This is a genomic window from Leclercia sp. 1548 (assembly GCF_050435045.1).
GTDB classification, from domain to species: Bacteria; Pseudomonadota; Gammaproteobacteria; order Enterobacterales; family Enterobacteriaceae; genus Enterobacter; species Enterobacter adecarboxylatus.
On record NZ_JBNDJP010000002.1, the window covers coordinates 604,394 to 620,532 of the forward strand.

Here is a 16,139-nt window from a genome sequence, read left to right on the forward strand (position 1 = left end):
ATGAAGGCATTTTCGGGATATCGCAGGCTTTGTCTGCTGATGGCACTGGGCGCGACGCTCAACACCGCCCACGGGGCCGCCACTATTCTGCTGTGGCCCATCGACCCCTGGCTGGCGGCGGATACCAAAGCCACGGAGCTGTGGGTGCAGAATCAGGGCAACAGCGCCACCACCATGCAGGTACGCATTGTGCGCTGGCGGCAGGAGAACGGCCTTGAACGCTATACCGCCCAGCAGGATGTTGTCGCCAGCCCGCCGATTGTCACCATTGCGAAGGGCAGCAAGCAGTTAATCCGCCTGATCAAACAGAGTGAGGTGCCGGTCGGGGTAGAGCAGGCCTACCGCATTATCGTGGACGAGATCCCTCAGCCGCAGGATAAAGAGACCCCGCAGATGGGGTTGAAACTGCAAATGCGCTACTCCATTCCGCTGTTTGTCTACGGACAGGGGATTGCCACCATCAAGGACGGCGCACACCATGCCCTGGTCGAGACGCGGGATCTGAACTGGCGGGTGATCCGCGAGAACGGCCAGGCGGCGATCCAGGTGCGGAATCAGGGCAATGTGCATGTCCGCCTGAGTCAGGTTTCGCTGCAACAGGGGGGGCAGAATCGCACCTTAGCCGACGGCCTGCTGGGTTATGTGCTGCCGGGCAGCGCCCGCAGCTGGCCACTGCCGTCAGGGATGGACCACCCGAGCCAGATGCGTGCACAGATTAATGCCCGGGATACCCAATGGCAGTCGGCCCCCGTCAACTGAAGCCGTCGATGCTTATCCTGCTCTGCGTCAGCTCCGCAAGCTGGGCCGATCCCGGTGACGATATGCTGCCTCCACCGCCGGTGCCGCAGTCGGTAAATGACGAGGCGGTGTTCCAGCTGGCGCTTATCGTCAACCACTACGACACCGGGCTGGTGGTCCCCGTCACCCGGCGGCAGGCGGAGTATCTGGTTGCCAGCGCCGATCTGCGCCGCGCCGGGCTGCCCGCCGAGCACGTGCCACCGGGGGAGGTAAACGTCAGCCGTCTGAAGGACGTGCGTGCCGAGTACGACAGCACCGGGCAACGGCTGCTGCTCAACGTTCCCCGGGAGTGGGTCAGCGCGCGCGTGACCCCCTTCAGCGGGCAGATGGCGCGCAGCACCCCCCATTTTGGTAAGGGGGCGCTGCTCAACTACGACTTCTATACCAACCACACTGAACACAGCGGCGGCCAGGCCTCCCTCTGGCATGAATTACGCTATTTTGACGACCGGGGATCGTTATCCTCCACCGGTTACGTGAGAAAGAACTTGTCCGGCGGCAGCGGGCAGCAGGAGGGGTACGTGCGCTACGACACCACCCTGATGATCACCGATGAAGAGGATGCCACCACCTGGACCGCCGGGGATGTGATCAGCGATGCCCTGAGCTGGAGCAGTAGCGTGCGCATGGGCGGCATCAGCTATGGCCGCGATTTCTCCCTGCGCCCCGACCTTGTTACCTGGCCCTTACCGGAGTTCTCCGGCGAGGCGGCAGTGCCCACGTCGGTGGATCTGTTCGTGAACGGCTATCGCGCAGGCTCCACCCGTTTGCAGCCCGGACCTTTCACCCTCACCAATTTGCCTTACATTAACGGCGCCGGGGATGCGGTGCTGGTCACCACCGATGCGCTGGGGCGTCAGGTGAGCACCACTATGCCGTTCTACGTCACCAGCGATCTGCTCCGGCAGGGGCTAAGCGACGGGGCCATGACCCTCGGCAGCCTGCGCCGCAATTACGGTATCGAGAATTTTGACTACGGCCCGGCGGCGGGCAGCGGCTCGTATCGTTACGGCCTCACCGACTGGCTGACGCTGGAAGGGCACGTCGAAGGGGCGGAGAAGCTGGCGCTGGGCGGAGCCGGGACCATCGTCAAACTGGGGCGTCTCGGGGTAGTGAACAGCGCCTGGACCCAGAGTAAAATGCGCGGCGATACCGGCGGACAGCTCAACTGGGGTTACCAGTACAGTACCAACGCCTTCAGTATCGCCACCCAGCACAGCCGTCGCGATCGTGGCTTCGGCAATCTCGCGCTCTACGATCAACCCACCATCTATGATGAATACAACCAGCCCATTGCCAGCCTGAGCCGCAATACGGATCAGTATTCCCTGACCTTTAACCTTGGCGATTTTGGCAACGTTGGCGCGGCGTGGATCGGCGTGCAGAGTTTCGACGATCAGAAAACCGAGCTGCTGAACCTCTCCTGGAGCCGTAACCTGTGGGGCAGCAGCAGTATTTACCTCGCCGCCAGCCGTGACCAGCAGCAGGGCGACTGGACGGTCGCCCTGTCGCTGCAGATCCCGCTGGGCGAACGCGACAGCGCCGCCATCACCCTCGAAAATACACCGGATGCGGGCAGCACCCAGCGGCTTAACTATAACCACTCGATGCCCACCGACGGCGGCTTTAGCTGGAACATGGCGTGGGCGCGCCAGTCGCAGGCCAGCAACTATCAGCAGGCCACGCTGGGCTGGCGTAATAACAATATTGAAGTGCAGGGCGGCGGCTACGGCGAGCGCGACATGATGACCTGGTGGGGCGAGGCGATGGGTGCGCTGGTGCTGATGGACGGCGAGCTGTTTGCCGCCAACAAAATCAACGACGCCTTCGTGGTGGTCAGCACTGACGGTCAGCCGGACGTGCCGGTCAGCTATGAGAATCAGCCGGTGGGCAAAACCAACCGCAACGGTTATCTGCTGATCAGCGGCGTATCGGCCTATTACCCGGCCAGCTACAGCATCAACACCCTTAACTTACCCGCCGACACCCGCCTGAAAGAGACTGAACGCCGTATTGCCCTGCGGCGTAACAGCGGTTATCTGGTTGATTTCCCCATGGAGCAGGAGCGGGTTGCCAGCGTGATCCTGCACGACGGGGCAGGGGAGGCGATCCCCCTTGGCAGTCAGGTGCGACGCCAGGGCAGGGAGCCGGTGGTGGTGGGCTATGACGGGCTTGCCTGGCTGGAAGATCTGGCGGACGTCAACCCGCTGGAGGTCATCACCCCGGCGGGCAAAAGCTGCCGCGTCACTCTCAGCCTGACGGCAAACCCGGAGCATAAGCTGCAAACCTACGGCCCTCTGACCTGCCGGGTGGAACCATGAAACGCCTCCTGCTGGTGATGATATTGTTGCTGTTCTCCGCCACCAGTTGGGGAGCGTGCCGGGTCAGTACCGTCAATGCCAGCTTTGGCAGCGTCACCTCCTTTGCCCTGAGCGGCAGCAACGAAGTGGCCACCACCGGTACGCTGGTGGTGAACTGCGATACGGTGCTTAATTTACTGACCAACGATACGGTGACGCTCAACTACACCGGGGCCACCGTTAGCGCCAGCAGCCGCGCAACTATGAAGCGCACCGATAATGCCACCATCACCGATGTGATCCCCACCCGCCTCTGCGGACTAAATACCTGCAACGCCACCAACGAAGTGCAGATCGGCAAAGCCTATACCTGGAGCGGGTCGTCGCTGCTGGGGCTGCTCGGTTCCAGGCAGTACAACATCCCACTCTATTTTCGCACCGTCGCCGGGCAGAATGTCAGCGCCGGGCCGTATCAGGTGACCCTCAATTTCAACGTGAGTTACAGCGTCTGCGCGCTGGGGGCGCTGGGACTCTGTACCTCCGCGCAAACCGGCACCACGCCGGTCAGCATTACCCTCAACATTACGGTCACTAACGACTGCAGCGCCATGACCACCCCGAACGTTAACTTCAACAGCGCGCCGCTGGTGCAAAACTTCCCGACGATCTCCCAGGCTATCTCGGTCACCTGCACCAAGGGCAGCGTCTATACCATCGGCATCAATAACGGTGCCAACGCCAGCAATAACGTGCGCCAGATGGCCAGCGGCAATAACCGCATGAGCTATGAGATCTATAAAGAAGCGACAGCGAATCGCTGGGGCAGCAGCGGCAGCGAACGCTGGTCCAGCGGTGCCTCTTCGCAGGTAAGCACCGACGGGCTGTTACGCAGCTATAACTATACCGCCCGCGTGCTGACGAATCAGGCCACCCCGCCCGCCGGTAACTACAGCGACACCCTGGTCGTCGACGTCGCGTTCTGACCCGCGCTTTTCCCTTTCGCAAATGTAAAGTTCCCGCCAGTTGTGCCGATAACACCGAGAACAAATTCATAAGAAGGTGTTGTATGTTGAACCGTATGCGCGTTGTCACAATGCTGATGTTAGTGCTGGTTGTCTTCGCACTGCTGCAGCTTATTTCCGGCAGTCTCTTTTTCTCATCCATTAAGGCTAACCAGGACAGTTTTGCGGTTTCTAACGAATTTCGTGTTCAACAGAGTGAAATCACCTCCACCTGGGATTACCTGCTGCAAACGCGCATTAACCTGAGCCGCGCCTCCGCGCGCATGGCGACGGATCCCACGCACCAGCAGCCGGAGCTGATCAACAACGCCCGTACGACGCTGGCGGAAGCAGACAAACACTTCAACGCATACCGCGCCATCGCACCACAGCCGTCGATGGAGCAGGTCAGCCAGACCATCAATGACAAATACCAGGACTACGCTGCGGCCCTGACGGAGCTTATTCAGTTCCTTGAGAGTGGCAATATGGATGCCTATTTCGCCCAGGCCACCCAGTCAAAGCAGAACGCGCTGGGCACCGCCCTGCGGGATTATGTCGCTGCGTCTGACGCGCGTAACCAGGAGGCGTACAACGCCAGCGTGAAAGATTACACCTTTGCCAAATGGCAGATGGGGATCCTGGCCCTGGCGCTGGCCATCGTGCTGGTGGGTGTCTGGTACGGCATTCGTCATACCCTGCTTAACCCGTTAAACCGCGTTATCGACCACATTCGCCAGATTGCCAGCGGCGATCTCACCCATACCCTGGCCATCGCCGGGCGCAGTGAAATTACCCAACTGGCGGTCACCGTTGACCATATGCAGCGCTCCCTGAGCGAAACGGTGGCTAACGTACGCCAGGGTTCGGATGCCATCTACACCGGCACCAGCGAAATCGCGATGGGCAACAACGATCTCTCTTCCCGCACCGAGCAGCAGGCGTCGGCGCTGGAAGAGACGGCGGCCAGCATGGAGCAGTTAACGGCCACCGTGAAGCAGAACGCCGACAACGCCCGTCAGGCGTCACAGCTGGCAAACAGCGCCTCGGAGACCGCACAGCGCGGCGGCAAGGTGGTGGATGGGGTGGTGAAAACCATGCACGACATCGCCGGAAGCTCGAAGAAGATCGCTGACATCATCAGCGTGATCGACGGCATCGCCTTCCAGACCAACATCCTGGCGCTGAACGCCGCGGTAGAAGCCGCGCGTGCGGGTGAGCAGGGGCGCGGTTTTGCAGTGGTCGCCGGTGAAGTGCGTAACCTCGCCAGCCGCAGTGCCAATGCGGCCAAAGAGATCAAAGCCCTGATTGAAGATTCTGTCGCGCGCGTGGATACCGGCTCGACGCTGGTGGAAAGCGCGGGAGAAACCATGAATGACATCGTCAACGCGGTAACGCGTGTCACCGACATCATGGGTGAAATCGCCTCGGCCTCTGATGAGCAGAGTCGTGGTATCGACCAGGTGGCCCTGGCGGTATCGGAAATGGATCGTGTCACACAACAAAACGCCGCGCTGGTTCAGGAGTCCGCAGCCGCTGCGGCACAACTGGAAGAGCAGGCGAGCCGTCTGAAGATGGCCGTTTCGGCGTTTCGTCTTACTTCTGCACCTGGAAACACGGTGTCATCGCGTGCCAGCCATCAACCGGCCGCGCCGGTTAATGCACCGGCCCAGGTACGCGCGCTGACCACCGGAAAAGATGAGAACTGGGAAACATTTTGATCGAACGTTAATTCGCGGCTGCTGGCCGCTAAATGGGAGCGTGGATGTTAAATCGTATTCGTATCTCGACCACCCTGTTTTTGATTTTGATTGTCTGTGGGGTGTTGCAGGTTGGCAGTAATGGCTTGTCGTTTTGGGCTTTTCGCGATGGTTATCAGAATTTGCAGGAGATGCAGGGCAGCAATCAGCAGCGCGCGCTACTTACCCAGAGCCGCGCCGTTCTGCTCCAGGCCAGTACGGCGCTGAATAAAGCGGGCACATTGACCGCGCTGAGTTATCCGCCTGATGACATTAAGGCGCTGATGACCACCGCGCGCAGCAGCCTGAAACAGGCTGAGGGCATGTTCAAAACCTTTAACGACCAGGCGGCGATCAGCGCGAAAGACGGCGAGCTGAAAAAAGCGATGCAGGCGGCCTTTAACCAGTGGTACAGCGATCTGGATCATCAGGCCACCTGGCTGGAAAACAACCAGCTGTCGGACTTCCTCACCGCGCCGGTGCAGGAATCGCAGGCGGCGTTTGATGCCAGCACCGAGGCCTGGCAGCAGGAGATTAACCAGTTTGTGCAGGCGGCAGGGAACGACAGTCGCACCAGCTATCACATGTCGGGCGTGATCTTCGCCACCATGATTGTGCTGACCGCGATACTGACCAGCGCCGCGCTGTTCTGGTCTCGCCGGATGATTGTGCAGCCGCTGGCGATCATCAGCAGCCATTTCGACAGCATTGCGAAGGGCGATCTGGCGCGGCCGGTGGCGGTGTACGGCAAAAATGAAATATCGGCTATTTTCGCCAGCCTGAAAGCAATGCAAGGCTCGCTGCGGGAAACGGTCTCCGAGGTGCGTCAGGGCAGCTATGCCATGCACACCGGGATCTCCGAAATTGCCGAAGGCAATAACGATCTCTCGTCGCGCACCGAACAGCAGGCGGCATCGCTGGCGCAAACGGCAGCCAGCATGGAACAGCTGACGGCCACCGTCGGGCAGAACGCCGACAACGCCCGTCAGGCTTCCGGTCTGGCGAAGAGCGCGGCGCAGACGGCGAAGAAGGGCGGTGAGCAGGCCTCTCGCGTGGCGAACACCATGAATGAGATCGCCACCAGCTCCCAGAAGATTGGCGACATTATTAGCGTCATCGACGGCATCGCGTTCCAGACCAATATTCTGGCGCTGAACGCCGCGGTGGAAGCCGCCCGCGCGGGCGAGCAGGGACGCGGTTTTGCGGTGGTGGCAGGGGAAGTGCGTAACCTGGCAAGCCGCAGCGCCAACGCGGCGAAAGAGATTAAGGGACTGATTGAAGAGTCGGTCTCACGCGTGCAGCAAGGGTCGGAGCTGGTGGATACCGCAGCGAAAACCATGACCGAGATTGTCAGCTCGGTGACGCAGGTTAACGACATCATGGGGGAAATCGCCTCGGCATCCGATGAACAGCGTCGCGGCATTGAGCAGGTCGCGTTGGCCGTCAGCCAGATGGATCAGGTGACGCAGCAGAACGCGGCGCTGGTAGAAGAAGCCGCGGCCGCCACCGACCAGTTAGCCGGTCAGGCGGATCATCTGACCTCGCTGGTAGCAGTATTTAATGTGAATGAACGTGTTGAAACAGTTACAGAAGTCGGGCGGTCTCAAGCCGTACCAGTCGGAACCTGAACGTGATTAAGTAAGAAGGCGCTATGACATCACCACTGCCCTCAGGGCAATCGTCATTACTGTTACAGATGACACAGCGCCTCGCGCTGTCCGATGCGCATTTTCGTCGGATATGTCAGTTAATCTACCAGCGCGCGGGGATCGTGCTTGCCGATCACAAGCGGGACATGGTCTACAACCGTCTTGTGCGTCGCTTGCGAACGCTCGAGCTGGATGATTTTGGTCGCTACCTCGGCATGCTGGAAGCGAACCCGAACAGCGCGGAGTGGCAGGCGTTTATCAACTCCCTGACCACTAACCTGACTGCCTTTTTCCGGGAAGCGCACCACTTCCCGGTGCTGGCGGAACATGCGCGTCGCCGCAGCGGCGAGTATCGCGTATGGAGTGCGGCGGCCTCGACCGGCGAGGAGCCTTACTCTCTCGCCATCACCCTGGCCGATACCCTGGGTACCGCACCGGGCCGCTGGAAGGTCTTCGCCAGCGATATTGATACCGAAGTGCTGCAAAAAGCGCAGAGCGGTATCTATCGCCAGGACGAGCTGAAAACCCTGTCGCCGCAGCAGCTTCAGCGCTATTTCATGCGTGGCACGGGCCCGCATGAGGGGCTGGTACGGGTGCGCAGTGAACTGGCGAATGCGGTGGAGTTCTCCATGGTCAATCTGCTGGAGAAGCAGTACAACGTGGCGGGGCCATTTGACGCCATTTTCTGCCGTAATGTGATGATCTATTTCGACAAAACGACGCAGCAGGAGATCCTGCGCCGCTTTGTACCGTTGCTCAAGCCGGACGGATTACTGTTTGCCGGGCACTCGGAGAATTTCAGCAATCTCGTGCGCGAATTCAGCCTGCGTGGGCAGACGGTATATGCGCTGAGTAAGGATAAAGCATGAGTAAAATCAGGGTCTTGTCAGTTGATGATTCGGCGTTAATGCGCCAGATCATGACGGAGATTATCAACAGTCACAGCGACATGGAGATGGTGGCGACGGCCCCCGATCCGCTGGTAGCCCGGGATTTAATCAAAAAATATAACCCCGACGTGCTGACCCTGGATGTCGAAATGCCGCGTATGGACGGCATCGACTTCCTTGAGAAGTTAATGCGTCTACGGCCGATGCCGGTGGTGATGGTCTCTTCACTGACCGGCAAAGGTTCCGAGATCACCCTGCGGGCGCTGGAGCTGGGGGCGGTGGATTTTGTCACCAAACCGCAGCTCGGCATTCGTGAAGGGATGTTGGCGTACAGCGAGATGATCGCGGAAAAAATTCGTACCGCCGCGCGGGCGCGGGTAGCGACGCACAAGCCGATGGCCGCGCCAGCCACCCTGAAAGCAGGCCCGCTGTTAAGCTCGGAAAAACTGCTGGTCATTGGGGCATCGACCGGGGGAACAGAGGCAATTCGGCATGTACTCCAGCCATTGCCGCTCTCAAGCCCAGGTATTCTGATTACCCAGCACATGCCGCCAGGCTTTACCCGTTCGTTCGCGGAGCGTCTGAACAAGCTGTGTCAGATCAGCGTGAAAGAGGCGGAAGATGGCGAGCGCGTTCTGCCGGGGCATGCCTACATTGCCCCCGGCGACAAGCATATGGAGCTGGCGCGCAGCGGCGCGAACTATCAAATCAAAATTCATGACGGGCCGCCGGTTAACCGGCACCGTCCGTCGGTGGATGTGCTGTTTCATTCGGTGGCGAAACATGCGGGGCGCAACGCCGTTGGAGTGATCCTGACGGGGATGGGCAACGACGGCGCCGCCGGAATGCTTGCGATGCACCAGGCTGGCGCCTGGACCATCGCGCAGAATGAAGCAAGTTGTGTAGTGTTCGGCATGCCGCGCGAGGCCATCAATATGGGTGGCGTCAGCGAAGTGGTCGATCTTAGTCAGGTTAGTCAGCAGATGCTGGCAAAAATCAGTGCCGGACAGGCAATACGTATTTAACGAGGAGTGTAGTTTTATGGCGGACAAAGAGCTCAAGTTTTTGGTTGTGGATGACTTTTCCACCATGCGTCGCATCGTGCGCAACCTGCTGAAAGAGCTGGGTTTTAATAATGTTGAAGAAGCGGAAGACGGTGTTGATGCACTGAACAAACTGAATGCCGGTGGCTTTGGTTTTGTCATTTCTGACTGGAACATGCCAAACATGGATGGTCTGGAACTGCTGAAAACCATTCGTGCGAATGCTGCGATGGCCTCTATGCCTGTGCTGATGGTAACGGCCGAAGCGAAGAAAGAGAACATTATTGCTGCGGCACAGGCTGGCGCAAGCGGGTATGTGGTGAAGCCATTCACCGCTGCAACTTTGGAAGAAAAACTCGGTAAGATCTTCGAGAAACTCGGCATGTGAGGTACGGGAGATGATGCAGCCTTCGATTAAACCCACGGATGAGCATTCACCCGGTGACATAATTGCCCGGATCGGTAGCCTGACGCGCATGCTGCGTGACAGCCTGCGTGAGCTGGGACTGGATCAGGCGATTGCGGAAGCCGCGGAAGCGATCCCCGATGCCCGTGACCGTCTGGACTATGTTGTGCAAATGACTGCCCAGGCGGCAGAGCGTGCGCTGAACAGTGTTGAAGCGTCGCAGCCGCATCAGGATGAGATGGAAAAGGGCGCGAAAGCGCTGACCAAACGCTGGGACGAGTGGTTCGAAAATCCAATCGAACTGTCCGACGCCCGCGAACTGGTCACCGACACTCGCCAGTACCTGGGTGACGTGCCGGGCCATACCAGCTTCACTAACGCGCAGCTGCTGGACATCATGATGGCGCAGGATTTCCAGGATCTGACCGGTCAGGTGATCAAGCGCATGATGGATGTGATCCAGGAGATTGAGCGTCAGCTGTTGATGGTGCTGCTGGAGAACATGCCGGAACCTTCCGCACGTCCGCAGCGCGAGAACGAAAGCCTGCTGAATGGCCCGCAGCTCGACACCACCAAAGCCGGTGTCGTGGCAAGCCAGGATCAGGTCGACGATCTGCTGGACAGCTTAGGCTTCTAGCCCACAGAGAATGTGCGCACAGCGGGCATTGCCCGGTACAAATGCCACCTGCAAAGGTGGCATTTTTTCGTCCTCTCACTGATTCGTGGCACGCCTTCGATTGCCCCGGTGACACCTGAATGGCCTAAATCGGCCCTTTTAACGTCCTTAATTAACCCATTGGTCGCGCGCGGCTTTGGCATCATATCGTCCAGACCTCTACCTGCGAGATGCTTGCCGTGGCAGAAGATAGCGACGACAAAACAGAAGCCCCCACACCCCACCGACTTGATAAAGCGCGTGAGGAAGGGCAGATACCCCGATCCAAGGAACTCACCTCCCTGCTGATTTTATTAGTGGGCGTGTGCATTATCTGGATTGGTGGGGAGTCCCTTGCCCGCAGACTGGCCGGTATGCTTTCGGCCGGGTTGCGCTTCGATCACAGCATGGTTAACGACCCGAACCTGATCCTCAGCCAGATTATCCTGCTGATTAAAAGCGCGATGGTCGCGCTGCTGCCGCTGATCACCGGAGTGGTGCTGGTGGCGCTGGTGTCGCCGGTAATGCTGGGCGGGCTGGTGTTTAGCGGAAAATCGCTGCAGTTTAAATTTTCCAAACTCAACCCGCTGCCCGGCATCGCGCGGATGTTCTCCGCCCAGACCGCCGCTGAGCTGCTGAAAGCGTTGATGAAAGCCACGCTGATGGGCAGCGTGGCCGGCTTTTTTATCTGGCACAACTGGCCGGAGATGATGCGCCTGATCAGCGAATCGCCTTTTACCGCGATGCGCAACGCGCTCAACCTGGTGGGGTTATGTTCGCTGCTGGTGGTGCTGGCGATTATCCCGATGGTGGGTTTTGACGTCTTCTTCCAGATTTACAGCCACATTAAAAAACTGCGCATGTCCCGTCAGGATATCCGCGATGAATACAAGCAGATGGAAGGTGACCCGCACGTCAAAGGCCGTATTCGCCAGATGCAGCGTGCCGCCGCCCGTCGCCGGATGATGGAAGATGTGCCGAAAGCGGATGTCATCGTCACCAACCCGACCCACTACTCCGTTGCGCTGCAGTATGACGAAAACAAAATGAGCGCGCCGAAGGTCGTGGCGAAAGGGGCAGGGCTGATTGCGCTGCGGATCCGCGAAATAGGTGATGAAAACCGTATTCCGATGCTGGAAGCCCCGCCGCTGGCGCGTGCGCTTTATCGCCATGCGGAAATTGGACAACAAATCCCAGGCCAGCTGTATGCCGCAGTGGCGGAAGTGCTGGCATGGGTGTGGCAGTTGAAACGCTGGCGTCTGGCCGGTGGTCAACGGCCTGTGAAACCTGAGAATCTCCCGGTGCCTGCAGCGCTGGATTTTATGAACGAGAAGGACTCTGATGGCTAATCTGGTGGCAATGTTGCGCCTCCCCGGCAACCTGAAATCGACTCAATGGCAGATCCTTGCCGGGCCGATCCTCATCCTGCTAATTCTGTCGATGATGGTCTTGCCGCTTCCGGCATTCATCCTCGACCTGCTTTTCACCTTCAACATTGCGCTCTCAATCATGGTGCTGCTGGTGGCGATGTTCACCCAGCGTACCCTGGATTTCGCCGCATTCCCGACCATTCTGCTGTTCACCACGCTGTTGCGCCTGGCGCTGAACGTGGCCTCCACCCGTATCATCCTGATGGACGGGCATACCGGCGGTGCGGCGGCAGGTAAGGTGGTCGAGGCCTTCGGCCACTTCCTGGTGGGCGGTAACTTCGCCATCGGTATCGTGGTGTTTGTCATCCTCGTGATCATCAACTTTATGGTTATCACCAAAGGTGCGGGCCGTATCGCGGAAGTGGGCGCGCGTTTCGTACTGGACGGGATGCCGGGCAAACAGATGGCAATTGACGCCGATCTGAACGCCGGGCTGATTGGCGAAGATGAAGCGAAAAAACGCCGTGCCGACGTAACCCAGGAAGCCGACTTCTACGGCTCGATGGATGGTGCGAGTAAGTTCGTTCGCGGGGATGCCATCGCCGGTATTCTGATCATGGTGATCAACGTGGTGGGCGGCCTGCTGGTTGGGGTTCTGCAACACGGAATGGACATGGGCCATGCGGCAGAAAGCTATACGCTGCTGACCATCGGTGACGGCCTGGTCGCCCAGATCCCGGCGCTGGTGATCTCCACCGCGGCCGGTGTGATCGTCACCCGCGTCGCCACCGACCAGGACGTCGGCGAGCAGATGGTGACCCAGCTGTTCAGCAACCCGAACGTGTTGATGCTGTCGGCGGCGGTACTGGGGCTGCTGGGCCTGGTGCCAGGCATGCCGAACTTCGTCTTCCTGCTCTTCACTGGTGCGCTGCTGGGCCTGGCCTGGTGGCTGCGCGGGCGCGAGACCAAACCGAAGGCCGAGCCTGCGCCGGTTAAAATGCCGGAAAACACCCAGGCGGTGGAAGCCACCTGGAACGACGTCCAGCTTGAAGATTCGCTGGGGATGGAAGTGGGCTATCGCCTGATCCCGATGGTTGATTCCCAACAGGACGGCGAACTGCTGGGGCGTATCCGCAGTATCCGTAAAAAATTCGCCCAGGACATGGGCTTCCTGCCACCGGTGGTGCATATCCGCGACAATATGGATCTGCCGCCTGCACGCTACCGCATCCTGATGAAAGGGGTGGAGATCGGCAGCGGCGACGCCTATCCGGGGCGCTGGCTGGCAATTAATCCGGGCACGGCGGCGGGCACGCTGCCGGGGGAACAAACTATCGACCCGGCCTTTGGTCTGGCGGCAATCTGGATCGAAAGCGCCCTGAAAGAGCAGGCGCAGATCCAGGGCTATACCGTGGTGGAAGCCAGTACCGTGGTCGCCACCCATCTCAACCACATTATCAGCCAGCATTCTGCGGAGCTGTTTGGTCGCCAGGAAGCACAGCAGCTGTTGGATCGCGTGACCCAGGAGATGCCAAAGCTGACCGAAGATCTGGTGCCTGGCGTGCTGACCCTGACCACGCTGCACAAGGTGCTGCAAAACCTGCTCGACGAGAAAGTGCCGATCCGCGATATGCGTACCATTCTGGAAACCCTGGCCGAGCATGCGCCGTTGCAAAACGATCCGCACGAGCTGACGGCAGTGGTGCGCGTGGCGCTGGGCCGCGCCATCACCCAGCAGTGGTTCCCTGGCACCGGCGAAGTGCAGGTGATTGGGTTAGACACGCCGCTTGAGCGTCTGCTGTTGCAGGCGTTGCAGGGCGGCGGCGGGCTGGAGCCGGGGCTGGCGGATCGTCTGCTGGCGCAAACCCAGGAGGCGTTGCAGCGTCAGGAGATGCTGGGCGCGCCGCCGGTGCTGCTGGTCAATCATGCCCTGCGTCCGCTGCTGTCGCGCTTCCTGCGCCGTAGCCTGACGCAACTGGTGGTCTTGTCAAACATGGAGCTGTCGGACAATCGCCACATCCGCATGACCGCCAGCATTGGAGGTCAATGATGCGCAAACTCTTCTGGTTACTGGCGCTGCCAATGGTAGTGCAGGCGGCAGGCGAGGGGGCCTGGCAGGACAGCAGTATCGGCCTGACCCTCAATAACCGCGGCGTGGCGGCCTCGTCGCGCCCGCTCTCTGCGAAGCAACCGGTGTCGGGCCTGATGACGCTGGTGGCCTGGCGCTATGAGCTGAATGGCCCGATCCCGGCTGGCCTGCGGGTGCGGTTATGCTCCCAGGCGCGCTGCACCGAACTGGACGGTGCCAGCGGCACCACCCATGCCTTTAACAGCGTACCCGCGGCTGAGCCGCTGCGCTTTATCTGGGAAGTGCCGGGCGGCGGTCGCCTGATCCCCGCCCTGAAGGTGCAACGTAACGAAGTGATCGTCAACTACCGCTAAATGCCCGCTTTTTCGCCAGTTATCAGGCCATTCTGATGACTGGCTCTCATTATTGACCTCGCCTTTTGAAGCAAAAGAAACACTGTTTTATAAAAGAGTGACGCGCGTAGTAAATCTCTTTGCATTTTTGCCAGTTGCCGGATAGCGGTGGCAGAAACAGAAAGGTATCCGCGTAGGGATACTTTTACTGTAACCCTGTAGACACTCCCGTTCCCTCCGGGTTAACCGGGAGTCATCTGAAACTTACAGGGTCGACGGTAATGAAAACACGTAAAATTGGACTTGCAAACTATCTGGCCTACGGATCGGGCGATTTTCTCGGAGCGGGAACCACAGCGTTAACCGCTGCCTGGTTGCTCTATTTCTATACCACTTTCTGCGGCCTTACGCCGATTGAGGCCACCTTCATCTTTGCTGCCGCAAGGGTGCTCGATGCCGTCGTCAGTCCGCTGATGGGCTTCCTGACCGATAACTTTGGTACCACCTGGCTTGGCAAACGCTTTGGCCGCCGTAAGTTCTTTATCCTGCTCGGTATCCCGTGCGTCTTCAGCTACTCGCTGATGTGGGTCGGGGATATGGGCTTCTGGTACTACCTGCTGACCTATCTGGTCTTTGATATTGTTTACACCATGATCCTGGTACCGTACGAAACGCTGGTGCCGGAAATGACCGATGATTTCAAACAGAAAACCAAGTTCTCCGGCGCGCGTATCTCTATGGCGCAGATGTCGGCCATTCTGGCGTCGTTCCTGCCAGGCATTCTGTTAACCCATTTTGGCAAAGACAATGCCATCTCCTTCTTCTATGCCAGCCTGGTGTTCTCGGTGCTGTGCGCCCTGATGCTCACCTTCGTCTGGTTCTTTACCTGGGAACGCCCGCGTGAAGAGTGGAGCGAAGCCGCGCTGCGTGCAGAAGAAGAGAAGAAAAAACTGACCCTTGGTCAGAGCCTGAACCGTCTGTTCGTTGAGTTAAGTTCCACCCTGCGGATCAAAATTTTCCGTCAGCATCTGGGCATGTACCTCGGGGGTTATATCGCGCAGGACGTGTTTAACGCCGTCTTTACCTACTACGTGGTCTTTGTGCTGATGCAGGAAGCGTCAATGGCTTCGAACCTGCTGGGCACGATGGCGATCTTCCAGTTCCTCGCCGTGATCGCCATGATCCCACTGTGCATCCGCTTTGGCCCGGCCCCGTCCTACCGCATGGTGGTGGTGCTGTTTGGTCTGGCGTCGCTCTCCTACGCAGGGCTTTATTATGCCGGTATGAGCGATATCTACGCGCTGCTGTTACTGGTGTCTGCTCTGGCAGGTCTGGGCCGCGGCGGCATCAACTATGTACCGTGGAATACCTACACCTACATTGCTGACGTGGATGAAGTGATCACCGGTCAACGTCGCGAAGGCATCTTTGCAGGCATCATGACCTTAACTCGCAAAGCGTCGCAGGCGGGAGCCATCATGCTGGTGGGTATCGTCATGCAGATGTCCGGCTTTGTCAGCGGGCAGAAGGTACAGCCTGAAGAGGTAAGCCACACCATCCTGATGATCCTGAGCGTGGGCACCATTCTGGTCTTGTGCTGCGGCTTCCTGGTGTCACTGCGCTTTAAGCTGAACTTACAAACGCACAGCACGCTGCGTGAAGAGACCGCCAAAATGCGTGAGTCTGGCCGTGCAATGCCGGAGACCGCTACACCGCAGGCGCGCGCTACGGTCGAAATGCTGGCCGGTATGCCGTACGACTGCCTGTGGGGTAACAACAACATCGGCTATCTGAATCGCAATAAACCCGCTGCACCGTCCCTGAAAGAACGTGCTCCACTGAATTCGACATACAACAGAGGTTAAGA

The 16,139-nt window shown here is 59.1% G+C and carries 13 protein-coding genes; all 13 read left to right on the forward strand.

The genetic code is table 11. From position 1 onward, the window contains the following. The 13 genes from ABIE02_RS08130 to ABIE02_RS08190 all read left to right on the forward strand — a co-directional run bounded on the left by ABIE02_RS08130 (window position 1) and on the right by ABIE02_RS08190 (window position 16,137). Window positions 1–759, forward strand: coding sequence for a fimbrial biogenesis chaperone (locus ABIE02_RS08130; RefSeq protein ID WP_032611981.1), 759 nt, complete (start codon window positions 1–3; stop codon window positions 757–759). Beyond that, on the forward strand, window positions 735–3,119 hold the full coding sequence (locus ABIE02_RS08135) for a fimbria/pilus outer membrane usher protein (protein WP_117385396.1): 2,385 nt from the start codon (window positions 735–737) through the stop codon (window positions 3,117–3,119). Before ABIE02_RS08130 ends, ABIE02_RS08135 begins: the two co-directional genes overlap by 25 nt. Next, entirely contained in the window at window positions 3,116–4,081 is a 966-nt protein-coding gene (locus ABIE02_RS08140; protein WP_429211244.1) for a Csu type fimbrial protein, read from the forward strand. Before ABIE02_RS08135 ends, ABIE02_RS08140 begins: the two co-directional genes overlap by 4 nt. Before the next feature lie 83 nt (window positions 4,082–4,164). Beyond that, on the forward strand, window positions 4,165–5,820 hold the full coding sequence (tar, locus tag ABIE02_RS08145; RefSeq protein ID WP_103792082.1) for a methyl-accepting chemotaxis protein II: 1,656 nt from the start codon (window positions 4,165–4,167) through the stop codon (window positions 5,818–5,820). 44 nt (window positions 5,821–5,864) lie between these two features. Further along, window positions 5,865–7,466 carry a methyl-accepting chemotaxis protein IV gene (tap, locus tag ABIE02_RS08150; protein ID WP_059307630.1) on the forward strand — a complete coding sequence of 534 codons (1,602 nt, stop codon included), beginning with the start codon at window positions 5,865–5,867 and terminating at the stop codon, window positions 7,464–7,466. Between the two features lie 23 nt (window positions 7,467–7,489). Beyond that, window positions 7,490–8,356: a protein-glutamate O-methyltransferase CheR gene (cheR, locus tag ABIE02_RS08155; protein ID WP_032611974.1), complete on the forward strand. Its 867-nt coding sequence runs from the start codon at window positions 7,490–7,492 to the stop codon at window positions 8,354–8,356. Continuing rightward, window positions 8,353–9,402, forward strand: coding sequence for a protein-glutamate methylesterase/protein-glutamine glutaminase (locus ABIE02_RS08160; RefSeq protein WP_032611972.1), 1,050 nt, complete (start codon window positions 8,353–8,355; stop codon window positions 9,400–9,402). Before cheR ends, ABIE02_RS08160 begins: the two co-directional genes overlap by 4 nt. A 16-nt stretch (window positions 9,403–9,418) precedes the next feature. After that, entirely contained in the window at window positions 9,419–9,808 is a 390-nt protein-coding gene (gene cheY / locus ABIE02_RS08165; RefSeq protein WP_032611971.1) for a chemotaxis response regulator CheY, read from the forward strand. A gap of 10 nt (window positions 9,809–9,818) precedes the next feature. Further along, window positions 9,819–10,463 carry a protein phosphatase CheZ gene (gene cheZ, locus ABIE02_RS08170; RefSeq protein WP_032611970.1) on the forward strand — a complete coding sequence of 215 codons (645 nt, stop codon included), beginning with the start codon at window positions 9,819–9,821 and terminating at the stop codon, window positions 10,461–10,463. 218 nt (window positions 10,464–10,681) lie between these two features. Next, the gene (flhB, locus tag ABIE02_RS08175) at window positions 10,682–11,830 is read left to right on the forward strand and encodes a flagellar biosynthesis protein FlhB (protein WP_103792223.1); all 1,149 of its coding nucleotides are present in this window, start codon (window positions 10,682–10,684) and stop codon (window positions 11,828–11,830) included. Further along, window positions 11,823–13,901 carry a flagellar biosynthesis protein FlhA gene (gene flhA / locus ABIE02_RS08180; RefSeq protein WP_164540684.1) on the forward strand — a complete coding sequence of 693 codons (2,079 nt, stop codon included), beginning with the start codon at window positions 11,823–11,825 and terminating at the stop codon, window positions 13,899–13,901. Before flhB ends, flhA begins: the two co-directional genes overlap by 8 nt. Next, window positions 13,901–14,293, forward strand: coding sequence for a flagellar protein FlhE (gene flhE, locus ABIE02_RS08185; RefSeq protein WP_130588615.1), 393 nt, complete (start codon window positions 13,901–13,903; stop codon window positions 14,291–14,293). The genes flhA and flhE overlap by 1 nt, the downstream gene beginning before the upstream one ends. A gap of 260 nt (window positions 14,294–14,553) precedes the next feature. Beyond that, window positions 14,554–16,137: an MFS transporter gene (locus tag ABIE02_RS08190; protein WP_032611968.1), complete on the forward strand. Its 1,584-nt coding sequence runs from the start codon at window positions 14,554–14,556 to the stop codon at window positions 16,135–16,137. The last annotated feature ends 2 nt before the right edge of the window (window positions 16,138–16,139 follow it).